We start from the raw sequence: 16,348 nt of genomic DNA on the forward strand, positions 1-16,348 counted from the left end.
CCCCTAACTTATCTAACACGCCGCTGTTTTTTACCCGAGACCGACAGGCTTGTCCTTAATCTCTTCTGGATAGTGGCCACCTCTGAGCGAGCCTGTGCCTCATCTATCACTCCAGCGTCGTACCTATCTTGAACTTTCGCAACCATGTTATCCACCATAGGCGAATACACCTTCCCATGAGAGCCGCAATGATAAAACATCTTACCCATACTCTTTGCTTTATCTGCACTATCGGGCATTAACAATCCATTCTCTTTGGCATCACGCTGCTCATACATCCCAATATCCGAGAAGAAGCTTGCTCGCTCACGCCAAATCTGCTCTGGAATCAAATGATGCGCCTGCATATGATCATTCGGCACCCCTCCCAGTGCATCATTCAGAGCCTTACTACATAGCCCACTTGGATCGATCCATTGATTGGGGTTGCTTACATACTGGTAGAGGTTCAAGCCTCCCGCATAACCGATTGGATCTTGCCCCATGAAGCGTCCCGTTCTTGGGTCATAGTACCGGAAACGGTTGTAATGCAGCCCCGTCTCATGATCCTGGTACTGCCCTTGGAAACGAATCGGGTTACTCAGCCCGTGTTGCTTAGCCCATTCCGAGCGCTCCACGCGGACGCCCCCCCACGCCTTGTACTGTCCCGTCCAAGCGACATTGCCTTGCTCATCGGTCAACTCCATCGGCGTGCCGAGGTGGTCACACTGGTACCAGGCAATAGCATCGAAGGCCTGCGGTTTGACCTCGGTGTGCCACAACGGATCCTGATCAAAGTCGTACTCACGCAGGCTCCAGTCCGGTTGCTTGTGCAGGCGGATCGGACTCTTGCGCAAGGCCTGAGCGACCGGCACATAGCTGCCCGGCTCGTACAAGTAGTGCACGGTACATCCAGTATCGCCCTCATCCCGTGGTGGTGAGCTTTCCCAAGCCAGAGTGTCGCCATCCCAGCCAAACAGGGTGAAGCCGCAGCCGAGTTCGCGTTGGCGTTTGGCCCGTTGTAGCTGGTTCCAGCCAGTGCCCGCCTCGGGGCGATCCCAGAAATGCGCCACCGAGTGTTTGTGCAGACGTCGACCCAAGGCGTCGTAGCTGTAATCGACCTTGAGCTTATCGTCGTTGTAGCTGACCAGCCGGTCGAACAGGTCCCAGGTGAAGTGGCCATGGGAGCCGTTGTGCAAACGGTGGATCAAGTTGCCGCGTTCGTCGTAACGGTAATGGGTGCCAGCGTACTCACGCAGCAGGTTGTCCATCAGCTTGTTGCGACGCGGATCCGCTTCCAGCGGACGGTTCAGTTCCTGGGTCTTCTGGTCGAGCAGGTTGCCGGCCGGGTCGAAGGCGAAGGTTTCCACGCCGAGGCGACTGGTAGCCTGCAGCAAACGACCGACTGGATCGTATTGATACTCCAACTGACCACGGCGAGAGTCATGGATATTGGTGAGTTGGCTGGCAGCGTCGTAGCGGTACTGACGCTTGAGCAGCGTGGACTGGCCGTCATGGCTGCCCAGCAGTTGTTCCTGCAAACGCCCGACCGGATCCCAGGCCTGGGTCTGCATCAGCTGGTTGCCTTGATGCCGTACCACCTCGCGGTGCAGGTCATCGCGCTCGTAGGCCAGCATCTCGTGTTGGTCGAGGGTCATACCAAGCAGGTGACCGCTGCCATAGGTCAGCAAGCTGACCTTATGGCCGTCCGGACGAATCGTTGCAATACGTTGGTTTAGCGCGTCGTATTCGTGCTGCCACACCGCGACCATCGGCGTGCCGGTGGCCAGGTAGTACTGGTGCTCGCGGGTCATATTGCCCGCTTCGTCACGGAACCATTGCAGCTTGCTGGCGGCGTTGGTGGCCTGGATCAGCTGGCCATTACCATCGTAGGCAAAGGTTTCGGTCTGGCTCTGATCGCCCAGGCGGGCGGTACGCTCGGCCAACCGGCCCATGCGGTCGAGGCGCAGTTCAATACGGCGTTGGCCGACCTGGGTGCTCGCCAATCGACCGGTGTAAGGGTCGTACTGATAGTGGGTGACCAAGCCATCGAAGCCAGTCTCTTGCAACAGGCGACCCACCGGGTCGTAGAGGAAGTTGGCCTTGCTCTCGTTTTCGTTTTCCAGCCCGATCAACCGGCCCAGCTTGTCCCAACGGTAGCGCAGGGTATGTTCTGCCGCATCGACGCGCTCTGCCAGCAGGCCGACCTCGTTGTAGGTCCAGGTGGTGCAGCGGTCGAGGGCATCGACATGCGCCAACAGGCGGCCTTCCGCGTCACGCTCGAAGTGTTCTTCGGTCTTGTCCGGATGGGTGACCTTGGCCAGTTGCCCGGCCTTGTATTCGTAGGCGGTCTTGTTGCCGGCGGCATCGGCGAACTCACACATCTGGCCGAGGGCGTTATAGCTCCACTGGCTGGTCTTGCCGGAACAGTCGGTGTACTCCAGCAGCTGCCCGGCGTCGTTGTAGGCGATTTTCTTCTCGTTGCCGATAGCATCCTTGATCGCCTTGACCAACCCGGCCGGGGTGTAGGCGAACTCGGTCTTGTTGCCCAGCGGGTCAACGGTCTCGACCAGGTTGCCGCGCTCATCGTAATCACGCAGCCAGAGCCCGCCCTCGGCGTCACGGATCTTGATCAGCTGGTCGTGGTCGTCGTAGGCGTAGTGCACCACGCTGTGGTCGGCGCGGATGTGCTTGAGCAGGTTGCTACGCTCGTCGTAGGCGAAGCGATCCTGGCTGCCGTCGGGGTGGACGTGGCGGATGATGTTCTTGCGGTCATCGCGGAACAGCCATTCGGAATTACCGTCCGGATGCTTGATGCGGTAGGTGTAGCCGAGGATGTCGTAGTAATGCTTAGTCTGCTGGCCGTGGGCATCGGTCACGGTGGTCAGGCGGATATGCTTGTCCCATTGCAGGCGCGTTTCGAAGCTGCCGTCGTCGGCCCACTCGCGGATGGCCTTGGCATGCGCTCCCGAACCATCCCATTCGAGGTTGAAACCGCGCTGAGTACGGTCGGTGTAACGGGTCACCAGGTGATGCTGGTACTGGTAGTGCCAGGCGGCGCCGTGCTCGTCCTGGGCGATGACAAGGTCGCCCTGGTCATCGTAGTGATAGGCGCACAGCTGGCGCAGCGGCTTGCCGTCGACCACCTGCCACACGCCCTGGATGTGGCCCTGGTCGTCGAGCAGCGTACCCAGTTGCAGGTGCACCTTGGTCGGGTCGTTGTCCTCATACGTGTTGATGTCGGACAACACCGGACGGCCGTTGAAATGATGCTCGTAGTGCAGCATCGCGCCAGCGCCGCTGCGCAGGACGATATGAACCAGATAGAACCGATCACCGAACCGCTCGTAGGTTTCACGCCGCTCCAGCCCACGCGTGAGGATGATCTGGGTCTCAGTGGTGCGGACCAAGCTTCGGTACTCGATCGGGTCATAGTGCGGCTTGCCCTGTTTGGGCATGGGGTACGGGTGGCTACGGCCATCGACGTCGTGGAACACCAGACCATCGTCGACCACATCGATGCAGGTGGTGAACTCGGTCAGCCAACGGGCACCCAGGCTACTGTCGTCGAGTTCTGCCAGCCGTGAGTTGTAGGTCCGCGCCCAGGTGACCGGGAATGGGCCGGGCAGGCTGAAGTCGACGTGCTGCAGCGTCTCACAGCCAAGGGCAAAGTTGATGTCGCGTTTGGTACCGGTACAACTGCCGTTCTTGCAGCTGTTGGCCGCATTCTTCGGCGGCGCTTCCTCGCGCTGGGTTTCAAGCTTGCCTTGCGTGGCCTGGTGCTGCGCGGTGCTGGTGGAGTTGGGTTTGATGTTGGTGTCCACCAACTGCGGATTGCGCTTGCGCCACAGCGCCACGCTAGCGACCAAGATCAGACGCAGAGCTTCGATCGAATGCGGATTGCTGGCCGCGCCGAGCTTGAGGATCTCGCTCTTGATCTGAGGCGCCAGCACGCGCAATTTGGCGACTTGCTTGTGGCCATAGTCCTTGGCCTCCTCACTGATCGTTGCGCTGGCGGCCATGTTGGCCATGCCCTTGCCTGCCGCCTTGGAGGCGCTCCAGGCCGCATCGAAAATGTTGTCGATACTGGCCAAAGGGTCATGCAGCAGTTGGTCTGCCGCCTTGCTCGCTTTTTTGCCGGCCTCGCCAAGGTCCTTGCCGCTGTCGAGATCGCCATCGATCAAGGCATCCAGGCCTTTGCAGATCTCGTTGAGTATTTCCTCGCCCTTGCCACCTGCCGCAGTGAGGGTTTCCTTGAGCTTGTCTTCTGCTTGGCTGACGAAGTCATCCAGGCTACCGACGATATCGGCGTTCAGGTGCCCGACAATGATCTCGATCAGCGCGTCGCCGAGGACCTGCTTGCCTTCCTGGCGCACCATGAACAGCATCGGTCGCAGGCTCATGCGTGCGGCCGCCATACTCGGTGGAATAGGCACCACGCCGATCAGGTTGATGCCCAGGCTGACCCAGTCCCACGGGTCAGGCTTGTCACTTTCAGCCAAGGTGACGACATCACCCAGGGCGTCGACCAGGGCGATGATGTTGCCCACCACCGGCAAGGAACCCGCGACGTTCTTGATGCGTTCGAGAGTGACATAACCGTCGCTGACGTCACGCAGCCAGGCATCGAACACTGCAGCACCACGGCCGACGTCTTCGATGTGGATGTCGCTCAGGGGAACGATGGCGACTTCGCGGCCACCGGGTTGGGAAGTCTGTTCGGTCATGAAATCAGCTCGCCTGGCATCAGGTCAGTCAGGGTGTTCAGGTTCGGTGCCTTGAAGGCGGGGAGTTTGGGTGGTGGCGGCAGCTTCGGCAGGCTGGCCATGGCGCCCTGGACTGCGGCGCCTGCCTTGCCAGCGGCGCCCAGTGCGCCAGAAGCGGCCGGCAGTGCCGAACTGGCGGCGCTCGCCAGTTGCGGTAAACCGGCCACGCCAGCCTTGAGCGCACCTTGTACCTGCTGCGCACTCTGCATTGCTCCCTGCCCGGCCTTGAGCAGGCTCATGCCGGTCTTCGCCGCGTCCATGCCACTGCTGGCCAGTCGCTTGACCGTATCCATCGCCGCGCCACTGCCATCCGGCGTCAGCGAGTCGATCATCGAATCCAGCATCGACGGCGCGCCTTCTTCGGTCACCGCCAGCTTCGGCCAGGGCAGGCCCTTGGCGAAGCTGCCGATGCTCCAGGTGTCGGCCGTGTCGAGGCCGAACTTGGCCGTCGCCGGCCCCGGCGCGGCACCGGACACAGCCTTGAACCCCTGCCCGTCTAACGTGCCCTTGAGCAGCGTGCCCAGGGCGTCGGTGACTTCGTAGTCGCCGGCCTTGATGCCTTTGGTGTTGGCGTACAGGTTGAACAGTTCCAGCGCGCCCTTGCCCGGCTTGGGTGGCTCGGGGAAGGTGCCGGCCAGGCTCGCCGCGCCGATATGGGCGAACTGGGCGGCCTTGGCGGTGTAGTTGGCGCTGGTGACGTGGGTGATGCCACTGGCGTTGTAAGTGGTGGCGCTGCCGCCGCCCTGCACCACCAGTTCGGTCTTGGCCTTGAGCAGGATGCGGTCGGCGTTGGCGGTGATGTCGAGCTTGGCCAGCAGGTTGATGCTGTCCTTCAGGGCGCGGATGTCGATGTCGCCGGAGGCCGTGACCAGCTTCCAGCCCAGGCTCTGCACGAAGAAGCGCATGCCCTGGCTGGCGCTGGCCAGCAGGCGCTTGCCGACAGACATGCTGGTGTGGCCGGTGCTGCTAAGGGCCAGGTGGCTGCCGCTGGTGAGGTGGTTGGGGCCGGGGGTGGTCAGCGCGATGCCGGCGGGGCTCGACACCACCAGGTGCGGCTGGGTGAATTCGGCGAATTCGTTTTTGCTCAGGTCGCCCGGGCCGCTGCCGAGGATGCCCTGGTGCTGCTTGTGCAGGTCCTTGGCCACGGTGTCCTGGTCGCCGGGCTCCTGGGCCTGCATCTGCTTGGCCAGCTCGGCGAGGCTGTCCTGCTGGTCGCTGGCGGTAGCCAGGCGTTCGGCGGTTTCGGGCAGGTCCTTGTGGTGCTTGGCTTCGTTGGCGCGGGGCTCGGTGGTGAGCAGCAGGCCGCCGGCAGCGCGGATGGCGCCATGGCGGTCGGTGCGCAGTTCGAAACCTTCACCACGCGGGGCGCCGCCGGAGGGGCGCGGGTGGGTGAGGTAACCGAGGTTCAGCGCACTGGCGCCGTGGTCGCTGCGCAGGGCGATGCTGATTTCGCTGGTGGTGTCGTCGATGCGCAGTTCGTTGCCGCGGCTGCCCTTGTATTCCTTGCTCTTGATGGTGGCCAGGGTTTTCAGATCGGGCAGCTTGTAGTGCGGCATGTTCACGCCGTGGTACAGGCAGCCGGTCACCAGCGGTTGGTCGGGGTCGCCTTCGAGGAAGCTGACCAATACCTCCATGCCCACTCGCGGCAATTGCAGCCCGGCGATGCCCTGCCCGGCCCAACTGCTGGCCACGCGCATCCACACGCTGGACTTGTCGTCAGCCTGGCCTTCGCGGTCCCAGAAGAACTGCACCTTGATGCGGCCGTACTCGTCGCAGTAGATCTCTTCGCCGGCCGGGCCGCTGACCACGGCGCGCTGGGTGCCGAGCACCTTGGGCTTGGGATGCAGCAGCGGCGGGCGGAACGGTTGCTGCCACGGGGTCACCACGAAGAAGTTGCGGTAGCCCTGCTGGAAACCGTCGTACTTGGCATCGACGTCGCTGGTGATGGCTTCTTCCAGTACCTGCGGTTGGCGGCCCTGGTGGCGCACGTCGGTGAGCAGCCACAGGTCATTCCACTGGGCGTTGGGGTGGCTGGCCAGGGTCAGGAAGTGCCCGCTGGCGAGCAGCGGCTGGTCGCTGTCGCCGCTGGCCTGCTGGTAGTCGCTGCGGTGGCGTTCCAGGGCGCGGTTGGCCAGGTGCTTGCCGCGCGGACGGTCGAGGAAGCGGCCGGGATAGTCGTAGTCTTCCAGGGCCGGCTCGTCGAGGCTGTCGGCGGCGCCTTCGAGCTGGATCAGCGGCTTCTTGAAGTCGTAATCGCGGCGGGTGACGCTGCTGGTGCGGGTTTCCACGCGCAGGCCGAAGCGCTTGATCATCGGCGTGTCGGCGACCAGCCCGGCATCCTGCTGGTAGGCCACCGGGGCCAGCTTGGGGAACACGGTCTGGTCGTCGCCGAACACCAGTTGGTGGCCGTCGGCGCTGTGGCGGAAGTGGTAGTGGATGCCTTCTTCTTCACACAACCGCTGGATGAACTGCAGGTTGGACTCGTCGTACTGCACGCAGTACTCGCGCTCGGGGTACGTCGCGCCCAGTTGGAATTGGTAGGCGTTGGCGAGGATGCCATGCTCCTCGAGCACCTGGGCGATGATTGCCTGCACGGTCTTGTGCTGGAACATGCGCTGGTTGATGCGGTGGGCCAGGTACGCCAGCTGCGGGCGTAAGGTGACCTGATAGCGGGTCAGGCGCTTGCCTGCCTCGCCTTGCGCGGCACGGTAGATCAGGCCGTGCAGGCCCCGCCCGTCGTCGCCGAGCTGAAGGAACGCGGGCTTGTGCAGCAGGCTCTCCAGGTTCAGCGAGGGGTGCTCGCTGACCAGCTCCAGGTCGATGGCGTAGGGTTGGCTGATGGCTTCCGTGCCGTCGAAGGCGAGGACCTGGAAGTCATGCTCCAGGCCATCGATGTGCAAGCTGAAGTGGGTCTGGTTCGCGGCGGCAAACATCCTTGTCCCTCATGTTGCGAAAATTCGGTGGCAAAACGACCGCAGCCCGCTGCGCGAACGCGGCGGGCTGCGGTGGGTCCAGGCTTAGCCTGCGACCGGCGCGCGCCAGTCGTCGGAACCGGAAGTACCGGACACTTCGTGGGTCCAGGTGATCTTGCGGTAGGTGAAGTGCACGTCTTCCAGGTGGGTGAAGTGAGCGTTGCTCGGGTCCTGGCAGTTGTGCATGTAGTCCTTGATGTCGACGATGATCGCGTCTTCCAGGACGGTGGTGTAGTAGTGCTCCTGAGTGCCCTGGGCCGAGGTGCGGTACCACTTGATCTCGATCTTGGTCATGCGCTCGCCCGAGGTCAGGGCAGCCAGCAGCAGCGGCGAAGCCTTGTCGAAGACCTTGGTGATTTTGACTGGTTTGTGCACGCGCTGACCGGTCGGCTGGCCGGACTGCGGGTCACGCGGGATGATCACTTCGTGCTCGAAGCCCTGGACCATCACCTGGTCTTCGTGGCCTTCCTGGTAGGTGTTGCCCACCGAGTCGGCGGTGAACGCGCCAGCGGTGATCAGGCCTTGTTTTTCGCCAGTGACGGACATGTAGGCGGGAGTTGCCATGCGTGTTGCTCTCCATGCGTTGAGAAAGTCACCCGGTGGCAGAAAGTTGCCGAACGGGGGATGCGCATCCATACAAAATCTGCGCCAGTGAATTTTTATCTATATAAATCAATGCCTTATATGACAATGCCATTCGTTTGGATTGGCTTTTCAGGGATCGACATTCAAAAGTTGCGCAACTTCTTGCGCAGTGCTGGCAAAAAGTTGCGCACTTGGCTGAAGAGCCCGTGCCACAAGGGCTGCAGCGCGTCAGAGAGCATTTTTTGACTGACCAAGTGCGCAACTTCTTGCGCAGTTGAACCTGAGGTCAAATCTGCCGAGTCGCCGAGGGAGAAACGATACCGAAGCGGTACTAAAGGAGGGAGTCAGACGCTTCTCAGTCAAAAGGAAGGATTGTTCTGACAACGAGACTGCAAAAAACCTACAAACACCAGGGCCGGATAAACAACGCAGAAGCTGACTACAGGCGCTGCGCCACGCCGCTACGGAACCTGTGGCGCCCGGCGAAGGTCGCAGCTATCCGAACGCTTCGCAGGTGGGTTTGCCACTGCGCTTGTGTCATCATGCTCCGACCGCCGGTTAGCCACCAAAGCCCTCTATGAACAAATCCTACGCATTGCTGCTTACCCTCGCCCTGCTCCAAGGCTGCCAGAGCCTGGCCCCGAACACGTCGGGCGGCCAGACACCCGCCGCCGATGCCAGCAAGAGCGCGGAAAAGCCCGTGGTGTACGGATCGTTCAAGCAGGAGACGGTCTACAGCCTGCTGGTGGCGGAGCTGGCCGGCCAGCGCAACCGCTTCGACATCGCCCTGAAAAACTACGTCGACCAGGCCGAGAAAACCCAGGACCCTGGCATTTCCGAACGCGCCTACCGCATCGCCGAATACCTCGGCGCCGACGAACCGGCCCTGGACACCGCGCTGATCTGGGCCCGTAACGACCCGCAGAACCTCGACGCCCAACGCGCCGCCGCCATCCAGCTGGCCCGCGCCGGGCGCTACGACGATTCCATGACCTATATGGAAAAGGTGCTGCAAGGCCAGGGCGACACCCACTTCGATTTCCTCGCCCTGTCGGCCGCCGAGACCGACCAGAGCACCCGCGACGGCCTGATGCAGAGCTTCGACCGCCTGCTGGTGAAGTACCCCGACAACAGCCAGCTGGTGTTCGGCAAAGCCTTGCTGCTGAACCAGGACAACAAGCCCGAACAGGCCCTGGAGCTGCTCGAGAGCCACCCGCCGCAGAACGGCGAGATCGCTCCGGTGCTGCTGCGTGCCCGCCTGCTGCAGGCGCTGGACCGCGGCCCGGAAGCACTGCCGCTGCTGCGCGGGGCGATCCGCGACAACCCGCAAGACAAGCGCCTGCGCCTTACCTACGCGCGCACCCTGGTCGAGCAGGACCGCATCGACGACGCCAAGGCCGAGTTCGAAAGCCTGCTGCAGCAATACCCCGAAGACGACGAGATCCGCTATTCGCTGGCGTTGGTCTGCCTGGAAACCAAGCACTGGGACGAGGCCGAAGGCTATCTGCAGGAAATGGTCGAGCGCGACGCCAACGTCGACGCCGCCCACTTCAACCTCGGCCGCCTGCGCGAAGAGCGCGGCATGCCCGCCGCCGCCCTGCGCGAGTACGCCCTGGTGGGTGCCGGCAATGACTACCTGCCGGCGCAACTGCGCCAGGCCGACATCCTCATTGCCAACGGCCGCAGCGCCGAAGCCTCGCGTTTGCTCGCCGAGGCCCGTGAAGCGCAGCCCGACTACGCCATCCAGCTGTACCTGATCGAGGCCGAGAGCCTGGGCAACAACGGCAAGGAGGCCCAGGCCGACCAGGTGCTGCAGCAGGCGATCAAGCGCTACCCCGACGACCTCAACCTGCTCTACACCCGCGCCATGCTCGCCGAGAAGCGCGACGACCTGGCGCAGATGGAAAAAGACCTGCGCGCCATCATCGCCCGCGAGCCGGAGAACGCCATGGCGCTCAACGCGCTGGGCTACACCCTGGCGGATCGCACCACCCGCTACGGCGAGGCCAAGGCGCTGATCGACAAGGCCCACCAGCTCACCCCGGACGACCCGGCGGTGCTCGACAGCCTGGGCTGGGTCAATTACCGCATGGGCAAGCTCGACGAAGCCGAGCGCCTGCTGCGCCAGGCCTACGAGCGTTTCCCCGACCATGAAGTGGCCGCCCACCTGGGCGAAGTGCTGTGGGCCAACGGCAAGCGCCGCGAGGCCAAACAGTTCTGGGCCAAGGGCTTCGAAGCACAGCCCGACAGCCCCATCCTGCGCAAGACCCTCCTGCGCCTGACCGGATCCGAGAGCCTGTAAACATGTTTCTGCGTCATTGCATCACCTTCTCGCTCATCGCCCTGCTCGCCGGCTGCGCCGGTTTCGGCAGCAAAGAAGCCGTACAAGGCCAGGGCAGCCCGCAACTGTGGCGTGAGCACAAGCAGCAGCTGGCCAGCCTCGATGGTTGGCAGATCAACGGCAAGGTCGGCATCCGCGCCCCGCGTGACTCCGGCAGCGGCACGCTGTTCTGGCTGCAACGCCAGGACTACTACGACATCCGCCTGGCCGGCCCGCTCGGCCGCGGCGCCGCGCGCCTGACCGGGCGCCCCGGTGGCGTGGTGCTTGAAGTGGCCAACCAGGGCCGTTACCAGGCCGATAACCCCGAAGCCCTGCTGGAAGAACAGCTTGGCTGGCGCCTGCCGGTCTCGCACCTGGTGTGGTGGGTGCGCGGCCTGCCCGCTCCGGACAGCAAGAGCCAGCTCACCCTCGACGGCGACAGCCGCCTGGCCAGCCTCAAGCAGGACGGCTGGCAGGTGCAGTACCTGAGCTACACCGAACAGAACGGCTACTGGCTGCCCGAGCGCCTGAAGCTGCATGGCGAGAACATCGACGTGACCCTGGTGGTCAAGGACTGGCAACCACGCCAGCTGGGGCACTGACAGCTGATGGAAAAGCTCACCCTCCCCGCCCCGGCCAAGCTCAACCTGTGGCTGCACATCACCGGCCGCCGCCCGGACGGCTACCACGAGCTGGAAACCGTGTTCCAGTTCCTCGATCACGCCGACGAGTTGAGCTTCGCGCTGCGCGACGACGGCCAAATCCGCCTGCAGACCGAAATCGAAGGCGTGCCCCACGACAGCAACCTGATCGTTCGCGCGGCGCGCCAGTTGCAACAGCAATCCGGCACCTCGCTGGGCGCCGATATCTGGCTGCACAAGGTATTGCCCATGGGTGGCGGCATTGGCGGCGGCAGCTCTGACGCCGCGACCACCCTGCTGGCGCTGGCCCACCTGTGGCAACTGGACTGGGATGAAGATCGCCTGGCCAGCCTGGGCCTGAGCCTGGGTGCCGACGTACCGGTGTTCGTCCGTGGCCATGCCGCGTTCGCCCAGGGCGTCGGCGAGCAGTTGACCCCAGTCGACCCCAGCGAACCCTGGTACGTCGTACTGGTGCCGCAAGTGTCTGTCAGCACAGCGGAAATTTTTTCGCATCCAGAGTTGACACGTGATTCCCTCCCCCTTAAGATGCGCCCCGTTCCCGAGGGAAACAGTCGAAATGACTGCCAACCGGTAGTAGAGCAACGTTATCCTGAAGTTCGCAACGCGCTGATTTCATTGGGTAAATATACGGAAGCTCGAATGACCGGCACTGGAAGTTGTGTGTTTGGGGCCTTCCCAAGCAAAGCCGAAGCTGATAAAGTTCTGGCCCTTCTTTCAGCGACCCAAACAGGGTTTGTGGCGAAAGGAAGCAATGTTTCGATGTTGCATCGCAAGCTGCAAAGTCTGCTCAAGAAGTCGAGTTCATAAGAGCTCGCAGCAACAGATACAGGGGCGTCGCCAAGCGGTAAGGCAGCAGGTTTTGATCCTGCCATGCGTTGGTTCGAATCCAGCCGCCCCTGCCATTTTCCTATACTCATCCAGGTATACCCTCAGCCTTCAGGTACTGCGCGTGTCCAAGATGATGGTCTTTACGGGGAACGCTAACCCCGATCTGGCTCGGCGTGTCGTACGTCAGCTGCATATCCCTCTCGGTGACGTCTCTGTCGGTAAATTCTCCGACGGCGAGATCAGCACTGAGATCAATGAAAATGTCCGCGGTAAAGACGTCTTCATTATTCAGCCGACCTGTGCCCCGACCAACGATAACCTGATGGAACTGGTAGTGATGGCCGATGCCTTCCGCCGCTCCTCAGCATCCCGAATCACCGCCGTGATTCCTTACTTCGGATACGCCCGCCAGGACCGCCGTCCGCGTTCGGCACGTGTAGCCATCAGCGCCAAAGTCGTCGCTGACATGCTCACTGTCGTAGGTATCGACCGTGTACTCACCGTCGACCTGCACGCTGACCAGATCCAGGGTTTCTTCGATATCCCCGTCGACAACATCTACGGCTCGCCCGTACTGGTCGACGACATCGAAGACCAGCGTTTCGAGAACCTGATGATCGTCTCCCCGGACATCGGTGGTGTGGTACGTGCTCGTGCCGTCGCCAAGTCCCTGGGTGTTGATCTCGGGATCATCGACAAACGCCGCGAGAAGGCTAACCACTCCGAGGTTATGCACATCATCGGCGACGTCGAAGGGCGCACCTGCATCCTGGTAGACGACATGGTCGACACCGCCGGCACCCTGTGCCACGCGGCCAAGGCCCTGAAAGAACACGGCGCTGCCAAGGTTTACGCCTACTGCACGCACCCTGTCCTGTCGGGCCGCGCGATCGAGAACATCGAGAAGTCGGTACTGGACGAACTGGTGGTGACCAACACCATCCCGCTGTCCGCCGCTGCTCAAGCCTGTGACCGTATCCGTCAGTTGGATATCGCACCGGTAGTAGCTGAAGCGGTACGCCGCATCAGCAATGAAGAATCGATCAGCGCGATGTTCCGCTAAGCGGGACACGTGTTGATGTGAAGCGCCCCGCCCCAACCTGTGTTGGGGCGGGGCTTTTTTGCCATCCCCGTCTGGCGCTGGTCGCAAACGCCTTGCGGGAGGCTATTTTGGAGAAACAAAATGACTGACTTCATCCTGAACGCCCAAGCGCGTACTGACCTGGGGAAAGGTGCGAGCCGCCGCCTGCGTCACACGCTGAACATCCCTGCCGTTGTTTACGGTGGCGATAAAGAAGCTCAATCCCTGACCATCCTGGCCAAGGAAATCACCAAGCTGTTCGAAAACGAAGCTGCCTTCAGCCACGTGATCGAGCTGAACGTCGACGGCGCCAAGCAAAACGTCGTGGTCAAGGCCATGCAGCGTCACCCAGCCAAAGGCTACATCATGCACGCCGACTTCGTTCGCGTCGTTGCTGGCCAGAAGCTGACCGCCAAGGTTCCAGTTCACTTCGTCGGCGAAGAAGCCCCGATCAAGAAAGGCGGCGAAATCTCGCACGTTGTTTCCGAGATCGAAGTTTCCTGCGAAGCCAAAGACCTGCCTGAGTTCATCGAAGTTGACCTGAGCAAGGCCGAAGTCGGCGCGATCATCCACCTGTCGGACCTGAAAGCTCCGAAAGGCGTAGAGTTCGTTGCTCTGGCCCACGGTGATGACAAAGCTGTTGCCAACGTTCACGCTCCACGCGTTGCTCCAGAAGCAGAAGGCGCTGCCGAGTAATCCACTCGCGCGCCGGTGTTGACCGGGTTACAGTGCGCGCCGCGCCCTGTAACCCACCAACTCCAAGGAAGAGCCCCTGACGTGACCGCCATCCAGTTGATCGTTGGCCTGGGTAACCCCGGCCCCGAATACGAACAGACCCGGCATAACGCAGGGGCTCTTTTCGTTGAACGCGTAGCCAGCGCCCAGCGCGTCTCCTTGACCGCTGACCGCAAATATTTCGGCCTGACGGCTAAATTCAGCCATCAGGGCAACGACGTTCGTTTGCTGATCCCCACCACCTACATGAACCGTAGCGGCCAGTCCGTGGCGGCCTTGGCCAATTTCTTCCGGATCAAGCCGGAGGCCATTCTGGTGGCACACGACGAACTCGACCTGCCTCCCGGCGTCGCCAAGCTCAAGCGCGGTGGCGGCCACGGTGGGCACAACGGCCTGCGCGACATCATCGCGCAGCTCGGCAACCAGAACGATTTCCACCGCCTGCGGCTTGGCATTGGCCACCCGGGCGACGCCAAGCTGGTCTCCAACTTCGTCCTGGGCCGCGCACCGCGCGCCGAACAGGAGAAGCTCGACGCCAGCATCGATTATGCCCTCGGCGTGCTGCCGGACGTGCTCGCTGGCGACTTCGCCAAGGCGATGCGCGAGCTGCACAGCCAGAAGGCCTGACAACTCTAGTAAGGGGAATACCCATGGGTTTCAATTGCGGCATCGTCGGCCTGCCCAACGTCGGCAAGTCCACCCTGTTCAACGCCCTGACCAAGTCCGGTATTGCGGCTGAGAACTTCCCCTTCTGCACCATCGAGCCGAACAGCGGCATCGTGCCGATGCCCGACGCGCGCCTGAATGCGCTGGCCGAGATCGTCAAACCGAACCGCATCCTGCCGACCACCATGGAGTTCGTCGACATCGCAGGCCTGGTGGCCGGCGCTTCGAAAGGTGAAGGCCTGGGCAACAAGTTCCTCGCCAACATCCGCGAGACCGACGCCATCGCCCACGTGGTGCGCTGCTTCGAAGACGAGAACGTGATCCACGTTTCCAACAGCGTCGACCCCAAGCGCGACATCGAGATCATCGACCTCGAACTGATCTTCGCCGACCTCGACAGCTGCGAGAAGCAACTGCAGAAGGTCGCGCGCAACGCCAAGGGCGGCGACAAGGACGCCCTGGCGCAGAAAGCCATCCTCGAGCAGCTCATCCCCCACTTCACCGAAGGCAAGCCTGCGCGCAGCCTGATGAAGAACATGAGCGCCGACGAGAAAGCCGTCATCCGCGGCTTCCACCTGCTGACCAGCAAGCCGGTGATGTATATCGCCAACGTGGCCGAAGACGGCTTCGACAACAACCCGCACCTGGACGTGGTCAAGGCCATCGCCGAGGAAGAAGGCGCGGTGGTGGTGCCGGTGTGCAACAAGATCGAAGCGGAAATCGCCGAGCTGGACGATGGCGAAGAGAAAGACATGTTCCTCGAGGCCCTGGGCCTGGAAGAGCCTGGCCTGAACCGCGTGATCCGCGCCGGTTACGAGCTGCTCAACCTGCAAACCTACTTCACTGCCGGCGTGCAGGAAGTACGTGCCTGGACCGTACGCGTCGGCGCCACCGCGCCACAGGCCGCGGGCGTGATCCACACCGACTTCGAAAAAGGCTTCATCCGCGCCGAAGTGGTGGCCTACGACGACTTCATCCAGTTCAAGGGTGAAGGCGGTGCCAAGGAAGCCGGCAAGTGGCGCCTGGAAGGCAAGGATTACATCGTCAAGGATGGCGACGTGATGCACTTCCGCTTCAACGTCTAAGCACAGCTCGACGTCCTCCTATCGCGGGCGGTGCGACGCCTCGACAAGCCTGCTCCCACGCAGTCTGCACTGGACTCGTGGGAGCGGGCTTGTCGGGACGCCGCACCGCCCGCGATGCATTTGTTGAGTGTCAACGCAACTGACTGCCAGCAGAGTTGCATTTAACGCGGCGTGGGACTGCCCCAGGCTAGTCACCTTTCCGTGACCAGGCATGCTCCCATGACGCAAACAATTCAACGCCCCCAGGCCGTGCCCACCGTGCAGGTGGACACCGACGAAGTCATCGTCACCGAATGGCGCTTCGCCCCCGGCGCCGAGACCGGCCGCCACCTGCATGGCCACGACTATGTGGTGGTGCCGATGACCGACGGCACCTTGCTGCTGGAAACGCCCGAGGGCGAGAAACGCGCCCCGCTGGTGGCGGGCCAGAGCTACTTCCGCAAGGCCGGCGTCGAGCACAACGTGATCAATGCCAGCGAGCATGAAGTGGTGTTCATCGAGACCGAGCTTAAATAGACAAGCCGCCCGCCAGGCTAACTGCACTGTCCCCATCGCTGGCAAGCCAGCTCCCACAGGGTATGCGCAAGCCTTGAAGTCGGCGCGGTCAAGGTGGGAGCCGGCTTGCCGGCGATAGGCATTGCTGTCGTTCGCTGACTTCACCCCCGCCGC

General features: G+C 62.4%; 11 protein-coding genes and 1 tRNA gene. 9 read left to right on the forward strand and 3 right to left on the reverse strand.

All coding sequences use genetic code 11. The features are described 5' to 3' along the window. Nucleotides 1-8: 8 nt before the first annotated feature. The 3 genes from LOY51_RS22985 to LOY51_RS22995 form a co-directional block, all read right to left on the reverse strand. Nucleotides 9-4,706, reverse strand: a complete 4,698-nt coding sequence (locus LOY51_RS22985) for an RHS repeat-associated core domain-containing protein (protein WP_258643222.1) — start codon at nt 4,704-4,706, stop codon at nt 9-11. Beyond that, nucleotides 4,703-7,678 carry a type VI secretion system Vgr family protein gene (locus LOY51_RS22990; protein WP_258643223.1) on the reverse strand — a complete coding sequence of 992 codons (2,976 nt, stop codon included), beginning with the start codon at nt 7,676-7,678 and terminating at the stop codon, nt 4,703-4,705. The genes LOY51_RS22985 and LOY51_RS22990 overlap by 4 nt, the downstream gene beginning before the upstream one ends. 84 nt (nt 7,679-7,762) lie before the next feature. After that, nucleotides 7,763-8,281, reverse strand: a complete 519-nt coding sequence (locus LOY51_RS22995; RefSeq protein ID WP_125462404.1) for an Hcp family type VI secretion system effector — start codon at nt 8,279-8,281, stop codon at nt 7,763-7,765. A gap of 598 nt (nt 8,282-8,879) precedes the next feature. On the opposite strand from LOY51_RS22995, the gene LOY51_RS23000 reads away from it, so the two are divergent. The 9 genes from LOY51_RS23000 (at nt 8,880) to LOY51_RS23040 (ending at nt 16,195) form a co-directional block, all read left to right on the forward strand. Next, the gene (locus tag LOY51_RS23000) at nt 8,880-10,604 is read left to right on the forward strand and encodes a tetratricopeptide repeat protein (protein ID WP_258643225.1); all 1,725 of its coding nucleotides are present in this window, start codon (nt 8,880-8,882) and stop codon (nt 10,602-10,604) included. Nucleotides 10,605-10,606: 2 nt separating this feature from the next. Next, nucleotides 10,607-11,224 (forward strand): lipoprotein insertase outer membrane protein LolB, encoded by a 618-nt coding sequence (gene lolB / locus LOY51_RS23005; RefSeq protein ID WP_258643227.1) that lies wholly within the window; start codon nt 10,607-10,609, stop codon nt 11,222-11,224. A gap of 6 nt (nt 11,225-11,230) precedes the next feature. Then, a complete protein-coding gene (gene ispE / locus LOY51_RS23010) occupies nt 11,231-12,091 on the forward strand; it encodes a 4-(cytidine 5'-diphospho)-2-C-methyl-D-erythritol kinase (RefSeq protein ID WP_125465546.1) in 861 nt (286 codons plus the stop codon). Nucleotides 12,092-12,111: 20 nt separating this feature from the next. After that, a tRNA-Gln gene (locus LOY51_RS23015) sits at nt 12,112-12,186 on the forward strand. A 47-nt stretch (nt 12,187-12,233) separates the two neighbouring features. Continuing rightward, nucleotides 12,234-13,175, forward strand: a complete 942-nt coding sequence (locus LOY51_RS23020; RefSeq protein ID WP_099773531.1) for a ribose-phosphate pyrophosphokinase — start codon at nt 12,234-12,236, stop codon at nt 13,173-13,175. A gap of 120 nt (nt 13,176-13,295) precedes the next feature. After that, entirely contained in the window at nt 13,296-13,889 is a 594-nt protein-coding gene (locus LOY51_RS23025; protein ID WP_125465547.1) for a 50S ribosomal protein L25/general stress protein Ctc, read from the forward strand. 81 nt (nt 13,890-13,970) lie between these two features. Continuing rightward, nucleotides 13,971-14,555, forward strand: a complete 585-nt coding sequence (pth, locus tag LOY51_RS23030) for an aminoacyl-tRNA hydrolase (RefSeq protein ID WP_110995623.1) — start codon at nt 13,971-13,973, stop codon at nt 14,553-14,555. A 23-nt stretch (nt 14,556-14,578) separates the two neighbouring features. Beyond that, nucleotides 14,579-15,679: a redox-regulated ATPase YchF gene (ychF, locus tag LOY51_RS23035; protein ID WP_110995624.1), complete on the forward strand. Its 1,101-nt coding sequence runs from the start codon at nt 14,579-14,581 to the stop codon at nt 15,677-15,679. Nucleotides 15,680-15,898: 219 nt separating this feature from the next. Next, nucleotides 15,899-16,195 (forward strand): cupin domain-containing protein, encoded by a 297-nt coding sequence (locus LOY51_RS23040; RefSeq protein WP_125860382.1) that lies wholly within the window; start codon nt 15,899-15,901, stop codon nt 16,193-16,195. Nucleotides 16,196-16,348: the final 153 nt, after the last annotated feature.

Origin of the sequence: Pseudomonas sichuanensis (assembly GCF_024749065.1) — a bacterium.
Taxonomy (GTDB): Bacteria; Pseudomonadota; Gammaproteobacteria; order Pseudomonadales; family Pseudomonadaceae; genus Aquipseudomonas; species Aquipseudomonas sichuanensis.